This window comes from Breoghania sp. (assembly GCF_030066895.1).
GTDB lineage: Bacteria > Pseudomonadota > Alphaproteobacteria > Rhizobiales > Stappiaceae > Breoghania.
This window is the reverse complement of record NZ_JASJAV010000029.1, coordinates 178,920-199,834: the sequence shown is the minus strand read 5'-3', so window position 1 is coordinate 199,834 and position 20,915 is coordinate 178,920. Positions and strand designations below refer to the sequence as shown.

Here is a 20,915-nt window from a genome sequence, read left to right as displayed (position 1 = left end):
GGACAGCATTTCAGGCGCGGTTGTTATGCTTGTCCCCCATGTCCGGTATTGGCGGGGCCCATTCAGGGTCTTGTCCTTTCCCGATTTTGGCCTCGCGGACCTGGCTTCCCCCTTTTTCTCCGCCGAGCTTTTCCCATCGCCGGAGCAGTTCGCGTCCGCGTGGTCAGCTTTCATGGATGGATTGTCCAGCGTGGATGTCTTCGACCTGCGAAAGATCGTGCCCGAAGTTGGTCAGCATCAGAATCCGCTCTATTCGTTGGCGAATGAGGGTGAACGGGTTTTATGCCTTGATCTGCCAGAGAGGAATGAAGGGGCGCCCCCGCACACGTGCGAGTTCAAGAAGCTACGGTCCAAGGACAAAAAGCTACGGCAACTAGGGGTGGAGTTTTGCCCTGTTGATGGTTCCGAGCAGTGCGTTGATTTGGTCAACACAATCCATGAGCAGCGTCATTTACGTTTTGAGCAGCTCGGCCGGAGCAATTCCCTGGATGAACGGTCGGGGTTCATTGATTTCTATCGGGACCTTGCATCAAGTAGGCGCGACGGCGTGGAAATTAAGGGCTTCGGCCTGAAAACAGAAGACGAAATCGTTGCGGCCTATTTTGCGCTTATTGGTCATGGCGTGATCAATGGTGTCCTTATTTCGATTGGCGACGAAGCATGGCACCGCCTCTCGCCCGGGATGATCTTGACGTCCGATGTCATCACCTGGGCCCGCCAAAACGGGTTCAGGAAATTCAGCTTTGGAACCGGCATGCAGGCCTACAAGAACCGATTTTGCGGAACCGAAATACACCTGGGCCGGATCTGCAAACTTCTTAACCTTACTGGCGTAATTTTTTGCGCCTCTCGATATTTCATTAAAGAGATCAAATCATCGAAACACATTCATGCCTCGGCAGAAGATCGCAGAGGCTAGGTCGGCATGAGTTTGACGGAATCTACTTTAGGCGCCTTGAATGCCCCGAAGTTTTTCGGAAGCCTTCGGTTCTCAGGTCGCGCATCCGTTCAAACTCTACAGATGCCAGCCTCCCGTTCCCGACATGCTTGTGTCATCCCTTTCAGCTCAGTTTCGCAAGTGTCGAGATGAAAAGAGAGAAAAGCTCGCCCTGCGATCTGATCTGCAGTTTCGCATAGATATTGCGTCGATGAATGCGGACGGTACCCGGCGATATCCAAAGACATTTGCCCGTAGCCTCCGCGGAATGGCCCTTGAGCGCATATTTGACGACTTCGGCTTCGCGGGGAGTGAGAAGGTTTTTCCCGACGCTTCGAAAGGCCTTCTCGATGAGAAGCGCAAGACGCGGACCTTCAGCAGCAGGTCGGTCCGCGAATTTCGAGATCAAACCCTTCCAGTGCCGACGGGCGCACGCATCGACGAAAGGGAAGAGCTCTTTCAGGTCGCGAAGCGAAACTCCCGAACGGAAAAGACCTTGTGCTCCCGCATGGCCGCATGGCGGAGACGACCACGGTCACGTCGTCGCCAACTTCCACCATGAAGCCGATTTCCTCCGCCAGACCGGTCTGAACATAGTAATTTCGAAAATATTCGCTCTGATAGAAGCGGTCCGGCGCCAGCTCCCGCAGACGGGTCAGACGGGGCCCCACAAGGGGCGTTGAATGCAGATAGAGGGGGTCGAGCAGATAAGGCCTCTCATGGTAGTCATCGATCATCACCCGGCGTTTGACCTTCGAGAAATCATCATAAAGATCAAGCGGTTTCAACTCGAGATAGTACGCAAAAACGACGGTATACTCGAACGGAACGACCATGCGGAGCGCATCGGTGAGGATCTTGGCAAAGTCCTCCGTTCCCAGCGCATCGACAACCTTGGCACTTTCTTCAATCCACCCCAATGGCCCCTCCTACACTGGCACTATTCATTTTGTGGTATATACAACGTTTCGGTTAATTCCTAATTTTTCTCTCCATGACGTAATAGACCGACCCTGTCGGTCCGCATGCAGCCGGGACAACAAACGGCGCATGCCGCATGAGGGGACAGTGCGGTGGAAAGAGATCGCTCACACACACGAAATGCGCTCGCAAAAGGTGCGCTCGAACGAGGCGGTCGCCGAGTTCATCGCCACGACGAAGCGCTATGGCGACGTCCTCGCCGCGGACAGTATCAGCTTCAGGATCCGGCGCGGAGAGTTCCTGTCCTTCCTGGGCCCGTCGGGCTGCGGCAAGACAACAGCGCTGCGCATGCTCGCGGGCTTTGAGGAACCCACGGACGGATAAATTCTGATCAACGGCCGCGAAATGAGTGCGGTGCCGCCGTATCGCCGTCCGGTCAACATGGTGTTCCAGCACTACGCCCTGTTTCCGCATCTGAGCGTGGCGGAAAATGTCGGCTACGGATTGCGGCAACAGCGCCCGCGCATGGCACGCGCCGACATTGACGCTAAGGTCAGCAAGGCGCTGGAGACGGTCCGGCTCGACAAGTTGGGGGTCGACGGGTCTGGGAGTTTTCGGGCGGGCAGCAACAGCGCGTCGCGCTGGTGCGCGCGATCATCAACGAGCCGAAGGTCCTGCTGCTGGATGAGCTAATGGCCGCGCTCGATGCCAAGCTGAGAGCCGAAATGCAACGCGAGCTGCTGGACCTCCAGCGCAGCCTCGGCATCACCTTCGTTCTGGTCACCCATGACCAGGAAGAGGCGCTCTCCATGTCGGACCGGATCTACATCATGGGCAAGGGTCGCATCGCACAGGTTGGCACGCCGCAGGAACTCTACGACCGGCCCGCAAACCGTTATGTCGCCGATTTCGTCGGCCGGGCGAACATCTTCTCCGGCGAAATCGCATCGCGCGCCGACGGACTGGCCAAGGTCGCCCTGCCCGGTGGCCAGACGGTCCTGGTCCGCGACGGCGATGAAACCGGCCGGCTAGGTGCTGTGGAAGTCGCGGTCCGGCCGGAAGTGCTCTCCTTGGCGGCACCAACAGATCCGGTCGCCGAGGGGAATGCCGCCATCCTTGCTGAAGTCACCCATCGCACTTTCCTGGGCGACCACATCGAATACCTGCTGCGTTCCGAAAGCCTGGGGCCCCTTTGCAGGTCCTCGTGCCACGACAGGCCGAAAGAGCCGCGCGTGGTCACGAGGTGGGGTCCCGCCTCAACGTGATCTGGGCTCCCGGTTCAGGTCTCGTACTGGGCTCCCATAACTGACCTCCTTCCAAACACGGGAACACTGGTATGAGCGACAATGGAAATCCGATTTCTCGCGAGAAGTTCATGGAAGAACTTCGGCACTTTCAAAATGGCTCCGTATCCCGCCGACACTTTCTGGGCGTAACCGGCCTAGGCACGGCAATGGCGGTTCTGTCGGGCACCATGCCCGGCCGCGTGAGCGACCTGCTCGGCGCGCAGGCATGAGCCCAGGACCTCGGCGATCGCGTGGTCCTGGCGACCTGGCCGAATTATCACGACCCGGAAAACTTCGAGGTATTCAAGGAGACGATGGGCGCCTTCACGCAAGTCAACGTCTTCGGCTCCAACGAGGAAATGTTGGCAAAGCTTCAGGCCGGTGGCTCGGGCTGGGACGTGTTCGTACCGACGAACTACACCATCACCACCTATGTCGAAGCGGGCCTTATCGAACCGCTCGATCTCTCCAAGCTGCCGCATTACGACCCCGCCTCCTTCGAAGCCCGCTTCTCCGATGCAGGCACTATCGACGGCACGGTCTACGCGGTGTCGAAGAACTGGGGCACGACCGGGATCGCCTTCAATTCCGACCACACCGACGGCGTGGTCGACAGCTGGAAGGCGTTCTTCGACGGTGCGCGAGATCAGCGGAGCGGCCGGGCGATGGTGCACGACTACCCCAGCTGACCACGATCGGTAACGCGCTCGTCTATTTCGGCTACTCGTTCAACTCGGTGAAGCCGGAAGAACTGGCCAAGGCCGAGGAGCTTCTGATCGACGTCAAGCCGCACCTCTTCGCCATCGCCTCCGACTACCAGCCGGCAATGCGAAACGGAGATGCATGGCTCACCATGTGCTGGACGGGCGACGGCAAGCAGCTTCACACCGACATGCCAGAAATCGGCTTCGCGCTCGGCGAGGAAGGCGGAGAGATCTGGTCCGACTACCACGCCGTTCCCAAGGGGACGCACCGCACCGCGAGGCAGCCTATGCGCTGATCGACTTCCTGCTGACCTCGGAGGTCAATGCGCGCGAAGCCCTCGCCCACGGCTACCCGGTGGCAGATGCCCGCACGAATGTGCTGCTGCCGGAGGATCTTCTCAACGATCCGATCCTCTACCTGGCCGCCGAAAGCCTGAGCGTCCTTGAGTTCGCCGCCGCCGCGACCCTGACCGATCCCAACCACGCGGAACTGATGGCGCGCTTCAAGTCGGCCTGAGGAAATCGGGAAAGACGGCCATGACGCAAAATCAGACGAGATTGGCCCTGCTCACACCCGCAGGAGTGTGGTACGCCGCGCTCCTGCTGATGCCCCTGGCCGTCGTCCTGATCTTCTCCTTCCGCGAACGCAGTGCCGTGTTCAATACCGTGAACCCGTGGCTTGAAAGTCTCATCGGCCTCCGGCTCTCGATGGGATACGGCTCGCTGATCGTCATCCTGGTGCGCCGACGACTCGAGGCGCTCGACCGCGCATTGCTCGAAGCTTCAAGTGATCTCGGCGCCAGTCCGCTGAGCACCTTCCGCCAGATCACGCTGCCGCTCATCACCCCGGCGATCCTCGCGGGCTTCCTGCTCAGCTCCACCTTCAGTTTCGACGATTTCATCATCGCCTTCTTCGTCGCCGGACCGCAGACGACGCTGCCGATCTACGTCTTCTCGTCGATCCGCCAGGGTGTCACACCGGAAATCAATGCGATCGGCACGATGGTCATGGCGGCTTCGCTGATGCTCCTCATCGTGGCGCAAGTGATCCTGCAACGCGGCGGCTCCAAACGCCCAAAATCTGAATAGAGAGAAGAACATGCTCAAGAATCGGGTCGCCCTGGTGACGGGAGCGGGATCGGGTATCAGGCGCGCCGGCGCCATGACCATGGCGCGCGAAGGTGCCTCCCTCGTCGTTACCGATCTGCGCGAGGATCTCGCCGAAGCGACCGCGGCTGACATCCTGGCCGCCGGAGGCGGCGCGGTCGCACGCCCGCTGGACGCCAGCGACGACGAGGCAATCGGCTCGCTTGTGGAGCAGATCGTCGCCGATCACGGTCGAATCGACGTCGCCCACAGCCATGCCGATATCCAGATCGCCGGAAAGCTGGAATGAAGTGACCCCGGAGCAGATGGATGCGGCCTGGGCCCTGAACGTGCGCGCCCATTTCGTTCTCTCTCGGGCCGTAATCCCGCCGATGCGCGCGCAGGGCGATGGCTCGATCATCATCACCGCCTCGAATTCCGGCTGCCAGTACGACCGCGGCATGATCAGCTACGCGGCGACCAAGCACGCAGCGATCGCCATGGTGAAGCAGATGGCAGCCGACTACGCCCACGAGAACATTCGGTTCAATACCCTTTGCCCGAGTTTCGTCGATACCCCCTTCAACGCGAGCTTCGAGACGCAGATGGGCGGGCGCGGAGAACTTGAAAAATACGTCGCGGAGATGATCCCGATGGGACGCTGGGCATCGGTCGACGAAATCGCCAACGGAATCCTGTTCCTACCTCGAAACGCTCCAGCTTCGTCACCGGCCTCACACTGGTAATCGACGGGGGCGAGGTTCTGTAGAGCCCTCTCGACACGATCAAAAACGTTAAAGCCCAATCCCCTCCATGCGGCGCAGAATAATTCCGCGTCGCAACAGATGTTTCCGTCTCAGGGTAATGCGAGGCGTGGTCACTCACGACCTGCCACAACACACCGATGAAACCCCGACCGGAGAATACCACGGCCGGACGATATTCATTTTCTGAAAAATGCTGTTTCCGACTATGCGGACCTACCTCCGCGAGGCCTCCACGTGATGGCCGCCTCAAATCGTGCCCGGTTGGCTAGCGCCCCACGTTCTGCCGCCAGAATCCTGGGCGAGTATGTCACCGCCAATCAATATTTTAAAAAATTAAATATTATTTTCAGAAACTATCAAATCAAACTTGCGCATTTCTTCGACTTTATGCGCTTAATTTGTTCTCTTTCGCCTAATTTAACGGAAGATACTCCCTTCAGGACTCATATGATGTGAAATCAATAACCAAAAATATTCCATAAATATGAATTCTGTGAATACCTATTGCACCTAATGAAATTCGGAAGGCTCCCACTACAGGAATATGATGTTGAACCGACCAGAAGATCACGTGCTCGAGCTGTGCGATCTGTTCATCAGTTTTTTAGGGCCCGAAATGCCCGATCTCGTCGACCAGGTGTCGTTTACGGTCAGACGCGGCGAGATGCTCTGCATTGTGGGGGAAAGCAGGTGCGGCAAGAGCCTGACGTCGCTCGCAATCATGGGGCTTCTGTCGGCACCGCGCATGTCCGGCGAAATCGTCGTTTCCGGCACGGACCTGCTCTCCATCACCGAACACAAGCGTGAGGATATCCGCGGCAACGAGATCGCGATGATCTTTCAGGAGCCGGTGACCTCGCTCAATCCCTCTTATACGGTCAGTTATCAGATCGGTGAGGCGATCCGGCGTCATCGCCCGATTGGACGCGACGCGGTGAAGGCGGAAGTCATCGAGATTCTGCGCCGGGTCGGCGTGCCGGCACCGGAACGCCGCTACCATGCCTATCCGCACCAGATGTCCGGCGGCCAGCGCCAGCGCATCATGATCGCGATGGCGCTCATCAACAATCCCAAGCTTCTGATCGCAGACGAGCCGACGACCGCGCTCGACGTCACCATCCAGGCGCAGATCCTGGATCTGATGAAGGAGATGCAGCGCGAGACAGGAACTGCGGTGGTGATGATCACCCACGCCCTGCGCGTGGTGGCCGAAGTCGCCGACCGGCTTGTGGTGATGTATGCCGGGCGCATCGTCGAAAGAGGCACGACGGCCGCCATTTTTGAAGATCCGCAGCATCCCTACACGATCGGCCTGTTCAGCGCGATGCCCACCATGCGCGCGCGAGGGACATTTTGCCACCATTCACGGTAACGTTCCCGTCCCCATCGATTTCCCCCTCGGCTGCCGCTTTGCCCCGCGCTGTCCCTTCGCCTCTCCAAGCTGCTTCACCGAACGCCCCCCGATGACGAATCTCGGCGGCGGGCATTCAGTTGCCTGCTGGTACGCGCCCGTTGAAGAGACCAGCGCCACATCCGGCGGGGAGGTGCTCGCATGACAACCGAAGTCATCCTCCGCGCCGACGACGTGAGCAAAACCTTCCTCAGCCGCACCAACATGCTGAAGGCGCCGCGTGCGGTTCACGCGGTCAATCACGTCAATCTCGAAATCCATCACGGCGAAACCTTCGCGATTGTAGGCGAAAGCGGCTGCGGCAAGTCCACCCTGTCGCGCCTGCTGCTGGATCTGATCGCGCTGAGCGACGGGCGTGTGGTCTTCGAAGATCAGAACATTGCGACGCTGAGAGGCTCGGCCAAACAGGCTTTCCGCCGCAAGGCGCAGATGATCTTTCAGGATCCCTTCTCCTCGCTCAACCCGCACATAACGGTTGCCGACATCATCGGCGAACCGATCTGGCTCGAGGGACATCTGAGCCGGAAGGCACGCCTGGAAAAGGTGCTCGACCTGATGGCGCGGGTCAGCCTCAGACCCGATAAGGCAGATCTCTATCCGCACGAGTTCTCCGGTGGACAGCGCCAGCGTATCGGCATTGCCAGAGCACTCGCCGGAGATCCGAAGCTCATCATCAGCGATGAGCCGGTATCAGCCCTCGACTTTTCCGTTCAGGCCCAGATCATCAACCTGCTGGAAGCCCTGAAACACGAATTCGGCCTCACGCTGATCATCGTGGCCCACGACCTCGTCGTCGTGCGGCACATGAGCGATCGCGTTGCGGTGATGTATCTGGGCCAGATCGTCGAAATCGGCCCCGTCGAAGCGCTGTATGGCGCCCCGCTTCATCCCTACACGCAAAGCCTGCTGGCGGCAGTGCCTGTGTCATCGCCCGCAGAATGCCATGAGCGATCCGCCGTTGAAGGAGACCTTCCGGATGCAGCCAACGTGCCCACAGACTGCAGCTTCCACCCGCGCTGCCCCTTTGCGCGGGACCGCTGCCTGACCGAGGAGTCTCACCTTCGGGTGGTCGGTAACGGCCACCAGACAGCCTGCCACTTCTACTAAGAAATCCGCCAGGCCAGACCGAAGAAGGCCGCAGCAGAACCGCCGGTCGCCGCAAAGCTTGAAGAGCGCCTGCAGCTTTATCGCGCCCGCCAGGCCCAACACACAGATCCCTCTCTCCGACTGAACAAGAAACGCAAAAAACCTCCGAAAATCGATAAAAGGAACAGCTCGCATGAAACTTTCAGTCAGCGTCATTGCGCTCCTTGCCGCAATGGCAGGTGCACAGGCCGCCCTTGCCCAGGACCTCACCATAGGCCTGCAGAACGCCCCCGACCTTCTCGATCCCGACCGCTCGCGTACCTTCGTCGGAAAGGTCGTCTTCCAGTCGATGTGCGACACGCTCGTCGACATCAATGCCGACCTCAAAACGTGCCTGAACTCGCCACGAGCTGGGACCTCAGCGACAACCAGAAGGATCTCACCTTCCACCTGCGCGAAGGCGTGACCTTCCAGGACGGAACCCCGTTCGATGCCGCCGCCGTCAAGGCCAATTTCGATCGCTCGATGACCCTGCCGGACAGCCTGCGCAAGGCGGAACTGATCTCCGTCGACAGCGTGGAAGTCATAGATCCGCTGACCGTGACCCTGCATCTGAAGAGCCCGGACAGCACGCTGATGTCGCAATTGACCGGCCAGCCGGGCATGATGATGTCGCCGACGGCCTTCGCCAAGGACAACTTCTCCCAGCACCCGGTCTGCGTCGGCCCCCACAAGTTCAAGGAACGGGTTCAGAACGACAAGATCGTGCTGGAAAAGGACCCGACCTACTACGATGCCGCGCACTTCCATTTCGACACCGTCACCTACATGCCTGTGCCGGATGCCACGGTGCGGCTCGCCAATCTTCGCTCCGGTGCATCATTTCAGCTGATCGAGCGTGTCGCTCCCAGCGATGCGGCGTCGGTCAAGAACGATCAGTCGCTCGGTTTTGCCACGGTCCCGAGCCTCGGCTGGCGCGGTCTCGAGATCAATCTCAAGGGCGACAGCGCGATCGCGAAGGACGTGCGCGAAGCCTTCGACTGAGCGATCGACTGCAACGTGATCAATCAGGTCGCCGGACAGGGCCTGTTGCAACCCGACTTCCAGCCCTTCTCGCCGCTTCACTTCGCCTATAACGAAAGCCGTGCCCATCCCCGCGACGCCAAGAAGGCCAAGAAGTTGCTGAAGGAGGCCGGGTACGAGCATCCGACCGTCGAAATCATCTATGCCAACAACACGCTGATGCAGCAGGTCATGGAGCTGATCCAGGCCATGACCAGCAAAGCGGACTTCAACGTCAAGCTCAAGGTCAGCGAATTCTCCGCCCTGCAGGCAGCCCTTGCAGACGGCAATTTCGACATCGGCCAGGCCGGCTGGGCCGGGCGCGTCGATCCGGACGGCAACTTCTCCAATTTCGCGCTGTGCGACAGTTCGCTGAACGATACCGGCTACTGCTCGAAGGAAGTCGATGCGCTGTTTGCCAAGGCCCGCGAGACATCGGACGAAGCCAAGCGCAAGGAATACTACACGCAGTTCATGGACGTCATGATGCAGGAGCGTCCCTACATCTTCCTCTACAACGAACTGTGGTCCTACGCCTATTCTGGCAAGCTTCAGGGTTTCGTTCCCTATTCCGACGGCGTGATGCGCCTGAAGGATGTTTCGCTCGCCCGGTAACCGCGATTGCACGCGACGCTCCGGGTGAAGCCGAGGCGTCGCGCCTGCCGAAAATCCGCCATGCTCAATCTCCTGCTTCACCGCATACTCATCGCCCTACCGACGCTCTTTATCGTCTCGGTCATCGTGTTTCTGATGCAGAAACTAATGCCCGGCGATCCCGCCCTGATATTTGCGGGAGATGAGCGGAATCCGACCGTGCTCGCGCTCTTGCGTGTACAGTATCACCTCAACGATCCACTCTGGGTTCAGTACGGATACTGGATCGGGGACGTTCTGCACGGCGACTTCGGCCATTCGCTGAGAACCGAAGTACCGGTGCTGACGTTGATCGCCCAGAAGTTGCCGGTCACGCTGCAGCTTTCGGCGACCGCCATGGTAATTGCCATTCTGATCGGAATCCCGGCCGGTATTTTCGCGGCGACGCGAAAGGGCACCGGGACCGACTAAGTGGTCAACGCCTTTGGCCTTGCGGGCATGTCGATCCCGAATTTTTGGCTCGGCATCATTCTCATTCTCGTGGTTGCCGTGCATCTGAAATGGCTGCCATCGGGCGGCTTCGTGTCCATCACGGAGGATCCAGTCAAGTTCCTCAAACTGATCATCATGCCCGCCTTTGTGCTGTCGACGCCGATTGCCACCTAATCTGATGCGCCATACGCGCTCGGCGATGATCGAGGCACTGCGCTCCGACTACATCCGCACAGCCCGCGCCAAGGGGTTGCGCAAGCCCGCCGTCGTTCTACGTCACGGTTTTCGTAATGCGCTGATGCCGGTCGTCACCATGGTCACGTTTCTCTTCGGCGAGCTCATGGGCGGCGCGGTTCTGACGGAACAGATCTTCACCATACCCGGCTTCGGCAAACTGATGGTCGATGGCGTTTTCACCCGCGACTACGCGGTCGTTCAAGGCATCGTGCTGTGCACGGCCATCGCCTTCATCATGCTCAATCTGCTGGCTGACATCCTCTACATCCTGATCAATCCGAAACTGAGGAAGGGCTGATGAGCACCTCTTCGAACTCACAGGCCGTGTCTGTCATGCCGGTTTCGGCCAAGCCCGCAGCCAAGCGGCGCAACCGCCGTCTTGAGCGCTTTCTCAAGAACAAGGGCGCGGTGGCCGGGATCATCGTCGTTCTGCTGTTCGTGCTCATGGCGGTCTTTGCCGGAGTTCTCTCGCCCTACAATCCGGTGAAGCCGGACTATTTGGCCGTGCGCCAGCCGCCAAGCCTCGTCCATCCCTTCGGAACCGACGAACTCGGACGCGACATCATCACCCGCATCTTCTACGGCGCGCGGGCCTTGCTGATGGCAGGTGTCGTCTCCCTCTGCGTGGCCTTGTCCATCGGCACACCGCTCGGCCTCATCGCAGGCTACTTCGGTGGCCTGTGGGATGCCTGCATTTCGCGCATCGCCGAAGCCGTGCTCGCAATCTCCTCGCTGGTTCTGGCGATATCGATCGCGGCCTTTCTCGGTCCTTCGCTCTCCCATGCCATGATCGCCATCGGCCTTGCCACCACCCCCATCTTTATCCGGCTGGGGAGAGGCCAGGTGCTGGTCACCAAATACCGAGGATTATGTCGAGGGCGCGCGCGGGATCGGCCTGCCGCATCGCTGGATCATGATCCGCTACATCCTGCCGCCCATCATCGTCCAGGCGATGATCTCGACCCGTCCTGGGGTTCGATGATTAACAAAGCCAATAATCTCCTCGATCAGACCCCCTGGATGTCGATTTTCCCCGGCGGCGCCATCTGCCTGATCGTGCTGACCTTCAACCTGCTCGGCGACGGGCTGCGTGACGCGCTTGATCCGCGCGGATGATATTCAAAAGAAAAACAATAACATGACAAAGACGTTCATTTGCAACGCCACCGTCATCACCATGGACGGGAAGGACCGGATCCTGAAAAATGCTGGCGTCCTGTTCGAAGACGACGTCATTGTCGAAGTCGGCACAGACATCGTTCCCGGCTCCGACGTCGACATCATCGACGGCACGGATCGCATCGTCATTCCCGGCCTGATCAACGGCCATATCCACATGTGGCAGACGGCCGTGCGCGGGTTCGGCGTCAACTGGATCGGCATCGAACATCACCTGCACATGCAGACCGAATGGGTTCCCGTCTATCAGCCCGAGGACATGTTCCAGTCCGAATATGTCGGATGCTCAACAGCGGGGTCACGAGCGTCTATGAATGGTGCCAAGGCAACCGCACGCCCGATCATTCCGATGGGGCAATTGACGGACTGGAACGGTCCGGCATCCGCGCGCTCGGCATTCTCGGCCCCGACTATTCGCCCGTCGAGGTCTGCGAGAAGGGTTTCGCGCTTGCTACCGAACTGGAGCTATGGTCGAGCGCGCATTATTCAGGCCGAAAGGGCAAGGTCGACGGCGGTTATTTCACGCTGGCGGAGAAGGGCATTCTCGGCAACCGGCACAATGCCGTCCACGGCAATGCCATGTCGGATGAGCAGATCAAGCTTCTGATCGACAAGGGCAACACGATCACCGCCACCGCAACGACCGAGATTTCGGGCGGCTCCAAGGCTGCGCTGATCAGCCGCGTGCTGGAAGCCGGCGGCACGCCGGCAATCGGCAACGATTCCGAGACGGCCACGGCCGGTTCCATGCTTGCCGCCATGCGCGAAAGCCTCGCCATCGATCGCCTGTTTCGCAATATCGAGCGCGATGCCGCGGCAAAGATCGATGCTCCGGCGGCGACCAACGCCGTCTATTGCGGCATGCCGATCCCCCCGCACAAGAGCCACGACACCTACGATGCCCTCAAATGGGCGACCATCGGCAACGCCCGTTCCATGGGACTTGAGCACCGCATCGGCTCGCTGGAACCGGACAAACAAGCCGATATCGTCATGATCCGCGCCAACGATATCAATCTGGTGCCGTCAATCGATCCGGTTGATGCCATTGTGACCTATGCTGATGCCTCCAATGTCGAAACCGTCTTCGTCAACGGTGTCGCCCGCAAAACCGGCGGCGTGTTGACCGATGCCTCGGCTTCAACGGCAGCCGCGACACTGCGCGAACGTACGCTACGGATCCTGGCCGAAAGCGGCCGCGCGGCCATGGCCGAAGAGCGCTTCAACTAACCCCCAATGCATATGACGGGACGGGCATGCGCCCGTCCTCCCTCCCCTCCCACCTATTTTCCCGACTTCTTTTTTCCGGGGCCGAATTGCACTCCGTTTTTCACAAGGCAAGAACAGCATGGCAGGCAATACAACGGGCTCACCCGACAGGACCATATGGCTTATGGCCGTAACGGCGGGTACGGTCGTTGCCAACAACTACTATAACCAGCCGCTCCTTGGAGAGATGGCCCGCAACCTGACGATTTCCGACCAGGCCGCATCATGGATCGCCAGCGCAACGCAGATCGGCTACGCGCTCGACCTTCTGGCGTTTCTGCCGCTTGGTGACCGCCTCGATCGGCGGCGCATGATCAGCGTGATGCTGTGCCTGTCGGCCGTCATGATGGTGCTGTTTTCATTTGCCGGAACCTATTCGCTGATCGTGCCGCTCGGCTTTCTGATCAGACTGACCAGCATCCTGCCGCAGATCCTGCCGCCGATCGCGAGCCAGATCGTGCCACTGGAGCACACGACCTCCGCCGTCGGCAGGGTCATGGCCGGACTTCTGCTCGGCATCGCGCTGTCGCGTTTTGTCGGTGGATGGCTTGGCGATCTGATCGGCTGGCGTCTCGTCTATCTTCTGGCCACCGGGGTCATGATCGTGCTGAGGATGAGCCTTCCGGCCTTTGCGCCGACTTTCAAGGGCTCTTATCTCGATCTGATGGGCAGCCTGAAGACGCTGTTTCTGCAGCACCAGCTATTGCGTTCGATTTCTTATGCCGCAGCCCTTCAGTTCGGGGCTTTCAGCCTGTTCTGGACAACCCTCGCCTTTCACCTAAGTGCCATGCCGGGGCATTACTCGGCCCGCGTTGCCGGAACCTTCGCACTCGTCGGCGCGGTTGGCGTCATCGGGGCGCTGGCGACGGGACGCGCTGTTTCGAAGTTCCTGACACGTCATGTACTCATTGCCAGCGGCGCGCTGATGCTCTTTTCCTTCGTGCTGTTCATGGGGGTCACCAACTCACTCGTGCTGATGGTGCCCGCCGTCATTCTCCTCGATCTCGGCATGCAGATGAGCCACGTCACCAGCATGTCGACGATCCTCGGCATCGATCGTCAATCGACGAGCCGCCTCAATACGGTCTACATGGTGACTCGCTTTGCCTGTGGGGCGCTTAGCACCGTCGCCGGAGGCTTTGCCTGGCACTATGGTGGCTGGTTTTCCGTGACGATGGTCGGTGCGCTATTCTGCCTCGTCGCGCTGTTGATCAATGCGGGGGGAGCAAGTACGGCCGGAGGGCCGGTGACAGATGCGCACTGATTTGACCGAGGCGGGTCGCCCATTTGAAAAACAACAGGTTTGAAACGACGGACAAGAATTCACTCGGCCAACCCGCCATGCTTCGCCGCATCGAACCTGCCGACATCACAACGGGCAAGACGCAGGTCGTCCTCGATGAAGGTCGCCAGAAGGACGACAAGGCCGAACAGGTCGAGATGGGCCAGAGCAACAACGAAGGCGTCACGATCCAGTCCGTCGATCGCGCCCTGTCGATACTCGAATATATCGCCGCGGCCACGGAGCCGATGAAACTTCAGGACATCGCCCAAGATCTCAATCTCAAGACGCCGACCTGCTACAACCTGCTCAATTCACTGGTAAAGCGCGGTTTCGTAACCCGCATTGCCCATCCCCGGGCCTATCACCTCGGGCCGAAGTTCGGAGAGATGGCGCGCCACGGCAGCGCCCATTTCGACATTCACCGGGCGGGCCCTGCCGGACCTCATGAGATTGCGCGACCGGATCGGCCAGACGATCTGCATGGCCGTCTTCTCCGGCACGGAACTGACCATTGCCGCCGAGGCGGGGTACGCCGACGGCGTTTCGATCGCCCATTACCGAAGCCAGTTTGCAGCCGCCGCCCATGCGACAGCGCTCGGGAAAGCGATCCTCGTCTGGTTGCCGGAACCGCAGATTGCCCGTGTCGTGGCGGATCGCGGCTTGACCAGCTTTCACCGATCTGACCATCGTCTCGCTCGGCGATCTAGTCGAAAGCCTCCAGCAGGTGCGCTGCCACGGTTTCGCGGTCGATACCGGCGAATTCCGGCTGAATGTCATCAGCCTCGCCGTGGCATTGCTAGATCCGGGAGGCGGCGTGATCGGCTTCGTCGGATGCCTCCTGCCACGCAACGGCGACGATCTTTCGATGCTGCGCGACATCCGTGCTCAGGTAAGCGCGGCCGCCAACACCATTTCCGACCTGCTGCGTTAGACCCAGCTGCGGATCGAAGGCTCGCTCCTAGACCTGCGGCTCCTTGTCGAGTCCCATTTGCTTCAAAGCGGCGATGAAGGCTCTGAGGCGATCTTTCCTGTAGGCAGCCACGTCGCGGTTTTCATAGTCGTAGAACCCTGCCCCGGTCTTCATACCGATGTGGTTCTCCGCCATGTTGCGCTCAATGATATCCGACGCCTCGAAACGATCTGTTTCAAGAGAAGTCTGCAGATAGCGGCTGGCATAAAAGAGGATGTCGCCGCCGCCCCAGTCGATGAATTCCAGCAGGCCGAGAATGGCGAAACGCATTCCGAAACCATAGTGAACGGCCTTGTCGACGTCTTCCGCGCTCGCCACACCCTCTTCGACAAGACGAGCGGCCTCATTCATGGCAAGCGCCTGGATGCGGGACACGATGTATCCGAGCGATGCCTTGCAGATGACGGGAACCTTGCCGATCTGCTCCAGAAACGACTTGAGCTTTTCGGTCGTCTCCGGTGCCGTTTCGTCGGTCGGTGAGAGCTCTACCAGCGGCACAAGAAACGCCGGGTTCAACCAGTGGGCGTTCAGAAATCGCGCCCTGTTTTCCGTCAGCTCCACCAGATCGGTCGACAGCATGGTCGAGGTCGTGGACGCGAGGACGGCATCGGCATTGGCAAACTGGTCGAACAGCCGAAATGCCTGTTTCTTTGCTTCACGAACTTCCGGCACGGCCTCGAAGACAATAGCTGTGTCGGAAAGCGCGGGCTCGGCCTCGGCCCGCGGAACGACGCTGATGCCTGCCATGATCGGGAGCACCGCAGCCGCTTCGAAAGACCCGAGCTCCGCCATTTCCTTAAGTGCTACGTCCCGAACGATCCCGAATTCGTTCGGGCTGCGGTCCTTGGCATCGATCAATCGTACCGAATGACCGTGGTAGGCGACCGACTGGGCGATACCTCGCCCCATCCTGCCGGCCCCGATGCAGGTCAGTGTCTTCAGATCCGGCATCAAAGACCAACCTCCAGCATGGTCTTGACCTCGGCAATGGAGTTCCGCATCAGATCAAGACTTTCCATTGTGCGTCCATCCGATCGGAAATCATCACCGGCAACCGCTCCGGCCACGGCCAGAAGACCGGCGGCAACCGGACAGGGCACCGCCGCCCATTCGCCGACGGAGACGAGGAACGTAAGGCCGAGCCCGGTATCTTCGCGCATATATCGATGCGTCTACAAATCGAGATGTTCGTGCCAGTCGCCTGAGCCGACCAGCTTGTCATGTGCGAGGTTGCCGTACATCCAGTTGCTCGTCTCGTAGTGATCGACGAGCGGGAAATGCGGAGCGCCATAGCCGAGCGCCTCACGGATGGCGATGCGTTCGTTGTCGAGAGCTGTGTGAACGCGACGAATGGAAGACTGGGTTCCCTCGTTATGGATATCCCATTGCTCGAAGTGCTCGATGGGCCCGGCATTCATCAGGATGAACGGCGGATGGATGATCGGACCGGCATTCATCAGGGCCCCGGAAAGCGCATCCCCCGACCTTCTCGATCGCATCCGGGAAAGCTCTGGCAATGACTCTGAGCGCCACATCGGTATTGCGGGCCGGGAAGACGCCGGTTGGGAGCCGCGATGCACGCGTGGTGATGCGGATCTCGGTCGGAGACTGCTTGCGGGCAAGCCAGAGCAACGTGCCCGTTTCGACAATCGAGATATCCGCAGTCATACCCGCATCCCCGCATCGCGCATGATCTTCATCATCAGATAGGACCCGAAGGTGCCTGGCGGCAGATAGATGACCTGACCTTCCTGCATCAAGGGCGCGAGTCGGGTGGCGAGATCTTCCTGAGCATTGGCGAGGGTCGGCGAAATGATCAGATCTGCACCGTCGACAGCGGCGGCGAAGTCGTCCGTGGGCACGACCGGCAGATTGCGCGAGCCCTTGAAGTCCGTGACGGTGATGCCTCCGGCTTCAACGATCTCAGCAAAGAATTCCGGATTTCGCCGCCACCAGCGCACGTCATGGCCAGCTTCGATGAAATCGGCCACAGCGGCAAACGATCCGTTGCCACCGCCCAATACGGTGATTTTCATGTTCTTTATCCTGGAATGTGGAGGTATGGGGCCACGTGTGAATGCGATCGCGCGAGGCTGCTGCGTCAGGCTTCGTCCGGCTTGACTGTGGCAACGAGCGAATGAAAACCGCGATCGAACCAGATGAGCGTTTCGGCGGGCTCATCGCCGAGACGTGTCGCCTCGACCTGCGCGTAGAAGACGGAGTGGGTGCCGATGGCCTTGCGCTCCACGAGATCCGGCAGTCGAAGGCAACGATGGCATCCTGCAGAACAGGCGCCCCGGTCTGAAGCGTTATCCATTCGCCTTTGGAGAACCGTTCGTCGCTGCCCCGGCTGGCAAACAGCCCGGCGATCTCCTGATGCCGATCACCCAGAACGTTGACGCAAAGCTTTCCGTTGGCGTTGAAACGGTCATGCGACCGGTTCTGCTGATTGACGCAAACGAGAAGAGTCGGAGGATCGTCGGTCACGGAACTGACAGCCGAAGCCGTCATGCCATGTCGGCCTTCGGGGCCGTCGGAGGTTATGAGGTTCACGGTCGCGGAGAGCCGGCTCATTCCCTCCCGGAAAAGTTTCGCCGTCTCGTTCATCCTGGGTTCCTTAGATATCGAGGACAATCCGCTTTCCCTTCGCACGCGAGCAGCAAATCGCCATTTCGCAGTTTTCAGCCTGTTCCTCCAGGGTGAGAAACTTGTCGCGATGGTCCGCTTCGCCTTCGAGGATTCCGGTGATGCGAGTGCCGCAGACCCCCTCCTCGCATTTGAATTCCACATCGACGCCTGCCCGGATGAGGGCATTCGCGATGGTATCGTCGGGACCGACGGTCACGGTGATGCCGGATGCGCGCTTCGACCTCGAATGCGTCTCCGCTTAGATCGACGTCGGCGGAGAAGTACTCGCGATGGATATTGGCCGCGGGAAAGCCCGCCTTTTCGGCGAGCCCGGTAATGAAATCCATGAAGCCTTCCGGGCCGCAAACATAGACATGCGTGTCGGGCGCAAAGGTCGGGAACGCGGACGGATCGAAGGCCGAGCCATCATCGTCATGGTGAAAGCTGACCTTGGCGGCGAAGGGCGCAGCCTCGATCTCATCGAGAAAGGCCGTCTTCTCCTTCGAGCGCGTGCAGTAGTGCACTTCGAACTTGGCCCCGTCCGCTTGGAGACTGTGCGCCATGGAGAGGATCGGAGTGATACCGATCCCCCTGCCGAAGAGCAGCGAGCGTTTCGCGGATTTCTCAAGCGGGAAGAGGTTGTTCGGACAGCTTGCGGTGAAGGCCCTCCCCTCCTTCGCCAAAGCATGAACGGCGAGCGAGCCACCACGGCTTGCTGTGTCCTTCAGGATCCCCAGTCGATAGCAATCGGTGTCCGACGGCGCTCCGCACAGGGAATACTGCCGGAAGATCGGCCCGCCTTCGGCCGGGATTTCAAGCTCGATATGGGCGCCGGCCTCAAACGGCGGCAGTGCTCCACCGGCCTCATCCTTCAAGACGAGCTGCACAATATCGCCCCAGTCGTCTTCGGGTCGGTCATGGGAAGCTTTTTTCCTTCTTCAGCGGACATAGAGCCCGCCGTTGACGCCCCAGCAGGCACCGTTGACAAAGGACGCCTTGGGCGCTGCCAGGAAGACGGCCATATCCCCGATGAAATTCGGATCGCCGAGCACACCGACGGGGATGTTCTTCAGGAAGCCCGCCCTGGCCTCGTCCGAAACGATAGAATGGACCATCGACGTATCCATGGGGCCGGGAGAAATGGCGTTGACCGTGATGCCGAAGGGCGCGAGATCGCGGGCAAAGACTTTTGTCAACGTCAGGATGGCGCCCTTGGATGCGGCGTAGTGAGCACCGGTCGCGGTGCCGCCGTTCTGCCCGGCGAGCGAGGCCATGTTGATGATCCGGCTATAGCCGCGATCCTTGAAGTGAGGACCGAAGACACAGCACCCGGTAAAGGTACCGCCCGCGTTGACGGCCATGACCTCGTTGAACTCGGCCGTGTCGATGTCGAGCACGGGGTGCGCCTTGGTGACCGCCGCATTGTTGACGAGCACTTCGACAGAGCTCCACCGCGAGACGCATTTTTCAAGCACATGCTCGAAATCGTCCGGGCGGGAGATATCGAGCCTGGCCGTCAGTGCCATCTCCGATGCGAGGTCAAGTTCTTCGGCAAGGCTGTCGCAGGCAGCCTCGTCGATATCGGCCAGAATGACCCTGTAGCCGGACCGGTGCAAAGCCCGTGCGATCGCCGCCCCGACGCCACGGGAAGCACCCGTGACGGCGGCGGTTTGTGTTTCGATGGGAAGAGACTGGGGCATCAGGACAGATAGCTGATCGAGGTCAGCACTCCCTCCGAGTTGATGAGACGGACGATCTTGTCGTGGATCAGCAGCTTGCCGTCGCGGCGAACGAGATGATGCTCGACATCGGCCAGGAAGGGGCGCTGACGGCCGAACTTGTCTTCCGTCAGGTGCATGGCCGAGCGGACCTTTAGCGCACCGGGCAAGCTCTCGATCACGGCGAAACGCGAGGACAGGCGGATCGTGCGGGCCGCGGGAACCGCCGAGATGGCAAAACCGCCCTGCAACCGTTCGGTCCGCATTTTCCGCATGCTCGCATCGTCGTAGAGGATGTTGAGATGGTTGCGGAAATCATCGTCGTCCCGTTCGACAGGGATGACGTAGTGGCCGTCTTCGATCCACAACTTCAGCCAGACGTCGTAATCGGCGCGGTCGAGGATGTCGGCTTCAAGCCAGATGAATTCCTGCGCTTCCTGCAGGGAGATGGTTTTTTCTGCAGTCATCACGGCACTCATTTGCTCATCACCTTCTTCCACATGTCGTAAGCAGCGCGCATACCGGTTTCCGCGCGGCAGGCCGTTGGACCCGTCCTTTTCAAGTCCCTTGTCGCGATTGACCAGAATGTCGAGCTCGGGACCGCCCGCGGTTCCACGCTGAACGCGCTCCCAGACTTCCGCATCATCGGGACTGCCGAAGCCCATTGGGCCCTGGAAATGTTCGTGCAGGCGGAAGCGCATCTGATTGGCCTCCTCCGGACCGCCGTCCATGCCGATGGCGATGTGGCGAATATGCGTTTCCTCCACCGAGACCGGCCTTAGGATGCGAAAGAAAGACAGCGAACAGGCTGCATTCGGGAAAAGGTTCAGATTTGAAGCCCGTGCCCCCCACCGCCTTGACGATGCGGCGTACCTGCTCCTCGCTGTATTTTCCGCGCAGGCTCTCCCGAGAGCGGAGAAGCGCTCGTGAATTTTCCAGCCGTTGTCCTCGTCGAGCTTGATCAGGGACGGCATCATCACCATCACGGAATGACCGTTGCCGAGATCCTCGACGAAACCGTCACCATCCAGGAAGGAGAACAGGTCCTCAATCTCGGCATCGAGCGACTGCAGAAAAGGCTTGTGAACGACGGAGAAGTGATAGGCGTCGGTGGTGTTCTCCAGCTGGATCTTCCAGTTGCCGGGGAAGGAAAACTGCTGCTCGCCCAGAACCTTGACCGGAAACCCGCCGCCTTGCTTCATGAACAGATCGATCCACGGCTTGGCATTGCCGAGGAAATCTTCAAGCGGCTCCACGTCCTCATTGACCAAGGCGAAGATCAT

The 20,915-nt window shown here is 59.8% G+C and carries 21 protein-coding genes and 7 pseudogenes; 19 read left to right on the top strand and 9 right to left on the bottom strand.

The window, feature by feature from the left end; translation table 11 throughout:
* Positions 1-919: GNAT family N-acetyltransferase (locus tag QNJ43_RS22800; protein WP_300473398.1), on the top strand; the 919-nt coding region annotated here is incomplete at its 5' end.
* A gap of 392 nt (positions 920-1,311) precedes the next feature.
* On the opposite strand, the gene QNJ43_RS22795 is transcribed toward QNJ43_RS22800, so the two are convergent.
* The gene (locus tag QNJ43_RS22795; protein ID WP_300473394.1) at positions 1,312-1,857 is read right to left on the bottom strand and encodes a hypothetical protein; all 546 of its coding nucleotides are present in this window, start codon (positions 1,855-1,857) and stop codon (positions 1,312-1,314) included.
* A gap of 181 nt (positions 1,858-2,038) precedes the next feature.
* Here QNJ43_RS22795 and QNJ43_RS22790 point away from each other — a divergent pair, with 181 nt between their 5' ends.
* From QNJ43_RS22790 to QNJ43_RS22725, 14 genes and pseudogenes are all read left to right on the top strand, one after another.
* On the top strand, positions 2,039-2,242 hold the full coding sequence (locus QNJ43_RS22790; protein WP_300473391.1) for an ATP-binding cassette domain-containing protein: 204 nt from the start codon (positions 2,039-2,041) through the stop codon (positions 2,240-2,242).
* Positions 2,243-2,263: 21 nt separating this feature from the next.
* The gene (locus QNJ43_RS22785) at positions 2,264-2,551 is read left to right on the top strand and encodes a hypothetical protein (protein WP_300473388.1); all 288 of its coding nucleotides are present in this window, start codon (positions 2,264-2,266) and stop codon (positions 2,549-2,551) included.
* A complete protein-coding gene (locus QNJ43_RS22780) occupies positions 2,500-3,123 on the top strand; it encodes an ABC transporter ATP-binding protein (protein WP_346433105.1) in 624 nt (207 codons plus the stop codon). Before QNJ43_RS22785 ends, QNJ43_RS22780 begins: the two co-directional genes overlap by 52 nt.
* A 71-nt stretch (positions 3,124-3,194) precedes the next feature.
* Positions 3,195-4,365: pseudogene (locus QNJ43_RS22775) on the top strand (spermidine/putrescine ABC transporter substrate-binding protein).
* A gap of 20 nt (positions 4,366-4,385) precedes the next feature.
* The gene (locus tag QNJ43_RS22770; RefSeq protein WP_300473382.1) at positions 4,386-4,937 is read left to right on the top strand and encodes an ABC transporter permease subunit; all 552 of its coding nucleotides are present in this window, start codon (positions 4,386-4,388) and stop codon (positions 4,935-4,937) included.
* A gap of 10 nt (positions 4,938-4,947) precedes the next feature.
* Positions 4,948-5,703: pseudogene (locus QNJ43_RS22765) on the top strand (SDR family NAD(P)-dependent oxidoreductase).
* A 232-nt stretch (positions 5,704-5,935) separates the two neighbouring features.
* Positions 5,936-6,157 carry a hypothetical protein gene (locus QNJ43_RS22760; protein ID WP_300473380.1) on the top strand — a complete coding sequence of 74 codons (222 nt, stop codon included), beginning with the start codon at positions 5,936-5,938 and terminating at the stop codon, positions 6,155-6,157.
* 160 nt (positions 6,158-6,317) lie between these two features.
* Positions 6,318-7,073 (top strand): ABC transporter ATP-binding protein, encoded by a 756-nt coding sequence (locus QNJ43_RS22755; RefSeq protein ID WP_300473433.1) that lies wholly within the window; start codon positions 6,318-6,320, stop codon positions 7,071-7,073.
* Positions 6,982-7,257: an oligopeptide/dipeptide ABC transporter ATP-binding protein gene (locus tag QNJ43_RS22750; protein ID WP_300473378.1), complete on the top strand. Its 276-nt coding sequence runs from the start codon at positions 6,982-6,984 to the stop codon at positions 7,255-7,257. The genes QNJ43_RS22755 and QNJ43_RS22750 overlap by 92 nt, the downstream gene beginning before the upstream one ends.
* A complete protein-coding gene (locus QNJ43_RS22745) occupies positions 7,254-8,219 on the top strand; it encodes an oligopeptide/dipeptide ABC transporter ATP-binding protein (protein WP_300473375.1) in 966 nt (321 codons plus the stop codon). The genes QNJ43_RS22750 and QNJ43_RS22745 overlap by 4 nt, the downstream gene beginning before the upstream one ends.
* A 172-nt stretch (positions 8,220-8,391) precedes the next feature.
* Positions 8,392-8,664 (top strand): hypothetical protein, encoded by a 273-nt coding sequence (locus QNJ43_RS22740; RefSeq protein ID WP_300473372.1) that lies wholly within the window; start codon positions 8,392-8,394, stop codon positions 8,662-8,664.
* A pseudogene (locus QNJ43_RS22735) lies at positions 8,550-9,875 on the top strand (ABC transporter substrate-binding protein). Before QNJ43_RS22740 ends, QNJ43_RS22735 begins: the two are co-directional and overlap by 115 nt.
* Positions 9,876-9,935: 60 nt before the next feature.
* A pseudogene (locus tag QNJ43_RS22730) lies at positions 9,936-10,881 on the top strand (ABC transporter permease).
* 35 nt (positions 10,882-10,916) lie between these two features.
* A pseudogene (locus tag QNJ43_RS22725) lies at positions 10,917-11,699 on the top strand (ABC transporter permease).
* On the opposite strand, the gene QNJ43_RS22720 reads toward QNJ43_RS22725, so the two are convergent.
* Positions 11,650-11,973 (bottom strand): hypothetical protein, encoded by a 324-nt coding sequence (locus QNJ43_RS22720; RefSeq protein ID WP_300473369.1) that lies wholly within the window; start codon positions 11,971-11,973, stop codon positions 11,650-11,652. The pseudogene QNJ43_RS22725 and the gene QNJ43_RS22720 sit on opposite strands and share 50 nt — an antisense overlap.
* Before the next feature lie 71 nt (positions 11,974-12,044).
* On the opposite strand from QNJ43_RS22720, the gene QNJ43_RS22715 reads away from it, so the two are divergent.
* From QNJ43_RS22715 to QNJ43_RS22700, 4 genes are all read left to right on the top strand, one after another.
* On the top strand, positions 12,045-12,992 hold the full coding sequence (locus QNJ43_RS22715; RefSeq protein ID WP_300473367.1) for an amidohydrolase family protein: 948 nt from the start codon (positions 12,045-12,047) through the stop codon (positions 12,990-12,992).
* Positions 12,993-13,110: 118 nt separating this feature from the next.
* Positions 13,111-14,295, top strand: coding sequence for an MFS transporter (locus tag QNJ43_RS22710; RefSeq protein ID WP_300473365.1), 1,185 nt, complete (start codon positions 13,111-13,113; stop codon positions 14,293-14,295).
* A 77-nt stretch (positions 14,296-14,372) separates the two neighbouring features.
* Complete coding sequence (locus tag QNJ43_RS22705) at positions 14,373-14,999, top strand: helix-turn-helix domain-containing protein (protein WP_300473363.1); 627 nt, start codon at positions 14,373-14,375, stop codon at positions 14,997-14,999.
* A 41-nt stretch (positions 15,000-15,040) separates the two neighbouring features.
* Complete coding sequence (locus QNJ43_RS22700; protein WP_300473361.1) at positions 15,041-15,247, top strand: hypothetical protein; 207 nt, start codon at positions 15,041-15,043, stop codon at positions 15,245-15,247.
* Positions 15,248-15,274: 27 nt separating this feature from the next.
* On the opposite strand, the gene QNJ43_RS22695 is transcribed toward QNJ43_RS22700, so the two are convergent.
* From QNJ43_RS22695 to QNJ43_RS22665, 7 genes and pseudogenes are all read right to left on the bottom strand, one after another.
* Entirely contained in the window at positions 15,275-16,237 is a 963-nt protein-coding gene (locus QNJ43_RS22695) for a 3-hydroxybutyryl-CoA dehydrogenase (RefSeq protein ID WP_300473358.1), read from the bottom strand.
* A pseudogene (locus tag QNJ43_RS22690) lies at positions 16,237-17,322 on the bottom strand (NAD/NADP octopine/nopaline dehydrogenase family protein). The gene QNJ43_RS22695 and the pseudogene QNJ43_RS22690 overlap by 1 nt, the downstream one beginning before the upstream one ends.
* A gap of 65 nt (positions 17,323-17,387) precedes the next feature.
* On the bottom strand, positions 17,388-17,534 hold the full coding sequence (locus tag QNJ43_RS22685) for a hypothetical protein (RefSeq protein ID WP_300473435.1): 147 nt from the start codon (positions 17,532-17,534) through the stop codon (positions 17,388-17,390).
* 62 nt (positions 17,535-17,596) lie between these two features.
* Positions 17,597-17,860 (bottom strand): annotated as a pseudogene (locus QNJ43_RS22680) (flavin reductase); the annotation flags it as partial.
* Positions 17,861-17,903: 43 nt separating this feature from the next.
* Complete coding sequence (locus QNJ43_RS22675) at positions 17,904-18,131, bottom strand: 2Fe-2S iron-sulfur cluster binding domain-containing protein (RefSeq protein WP_300473356.1); 228 nt, start codon at positions 18,129-18,131, stop codon at positions 17,904-17,906.
* A 721-nt stretch (positions 18,132-18,852) separates the two neighbouring features.
* Positions 18,853-19,614 (bottom strand): SDR family oxidoreductase, encoded by a 762-nt coding sequence (locus QNJ43_RS22670; RefSeq protein WP_300473354.1) that lies wholly within the window; start codon positions 19,612-19,614, stop codon positions 18,853-18,855.
* On the bottom strand, positions 19,614-20,834 hold the full coding sequence (locus tag QNJ43_RS22665) for an aromatic-ring-hydroxylating dioxygenase subunit beta (RefSeq protein WP_300473430.1): 1,221 nt from the start codon (positions 20,832-20,834) through the stop codon (positions 19,614-19,616). Before QNJ43_RS22665 ends, QNJ43_RS22670 begins: the two co-directional genes overlap by 1 nt.
* Positions 20,835-20,915: the final 81 nt, after the last annotated feature.

Excerpts from the sequence above, each read along its gene's own strand:
- QNJ43_RS22790 (WP_300473391.1), top strand. The coding sequence starts at position 2,039 with ATGCGCTCGCAAAAGGTGCGCTCGAACGAGGCGGTCGCCGAGTTCATC.
- QNJ43_RS22785 (WP_300473388.1), top strand. The coding sequence starts at position 2,264 with ATGAGTGCGGTGCCGCCGTATCGCCGTCCGGTCAACATGGTGTTCCAG.
- QNJ43_RS22770 (WP_300473382.1), top strand. The coding sequence starts at position 4,386 with ATGACGCAAAATCAGACGAGATTGGCCCTGCTCACACCCGCAGGAGTG.
- QNJ43_RS22755 (WP_300473433.1), top strand. The coding sequence starts at position 6,318 with ATGCCCGATCTCGTCGACCAGGTGTCGTTTACGGTCAGACGCGGCGAG.
- QNJ43_RS22745 (WP_300473375.1), top strand. The coding sequence starts at position 7,254 with ATGACAACCGAAGTCATCCTCCGCGCCGACGACGTGAGCAAAACCTTC.
- QNJ43_RS22740 (WP_300473372.1), top strand. The coding sequence starts at position 8,392 with ATGAAACTTTCAGTCAGCGTCATTGCGCTCCTTGCCGCAATGGCAGGT.
- QNJ43_RS22720 (WP_300473369.1), bottom strand. The coding sequence starts at position 11,973 with ATGTTCGATGCCGATCCAGTTGACGCCGAACCCGCGCACGGCCGTCTG.
- QNJ43_RS22715 (WP_300473367.1), top strand. The coding sequence starts at position 12,045 with ATGCTCAACAGCGGGGTCACGAGCGTCTATGAATGGTGCCAAGGCAAC.
- QNJ43_RS22710 (WP_300473365.1), top strand. The coding sequence starts at position 13,111 with ATGGCAGGCAATACAACGGGCTCACCCGACAGGACCATATGGCTTATG.
- QNJ43_RS22705 (WP_300473363.1), top strand. The coding sequence starts at position 14,373 with ATGCTTCGCCGCATCGAACCTGCCGACATCACAACGGGCAAGACGCAG.
- QNJ43_RS22695 (WP_300473358.1), bottom strand. The coding sequence starts at position 16,237 with ATGCCGGATCTGAAGACACTGACCTGCATCGGGGCCGGCAGGATGGGG.
- QNJ43_RS22670 (WP_300473354.1), bottom strand. The coding sequence starts at position 19,614 with ATGCCCCAGTCTCTTCCCATCGAAACACAAACCGCCGCCGTCACGGGT.
- QNJ43_RS22665 (WP_300473430.1), bottom strand. The coding sequence starts at position 20,834 with ATGAAGCAAGGCGGCGGGTTTCCGGTCAAGGTTCTGGGCGAGCAGCAG.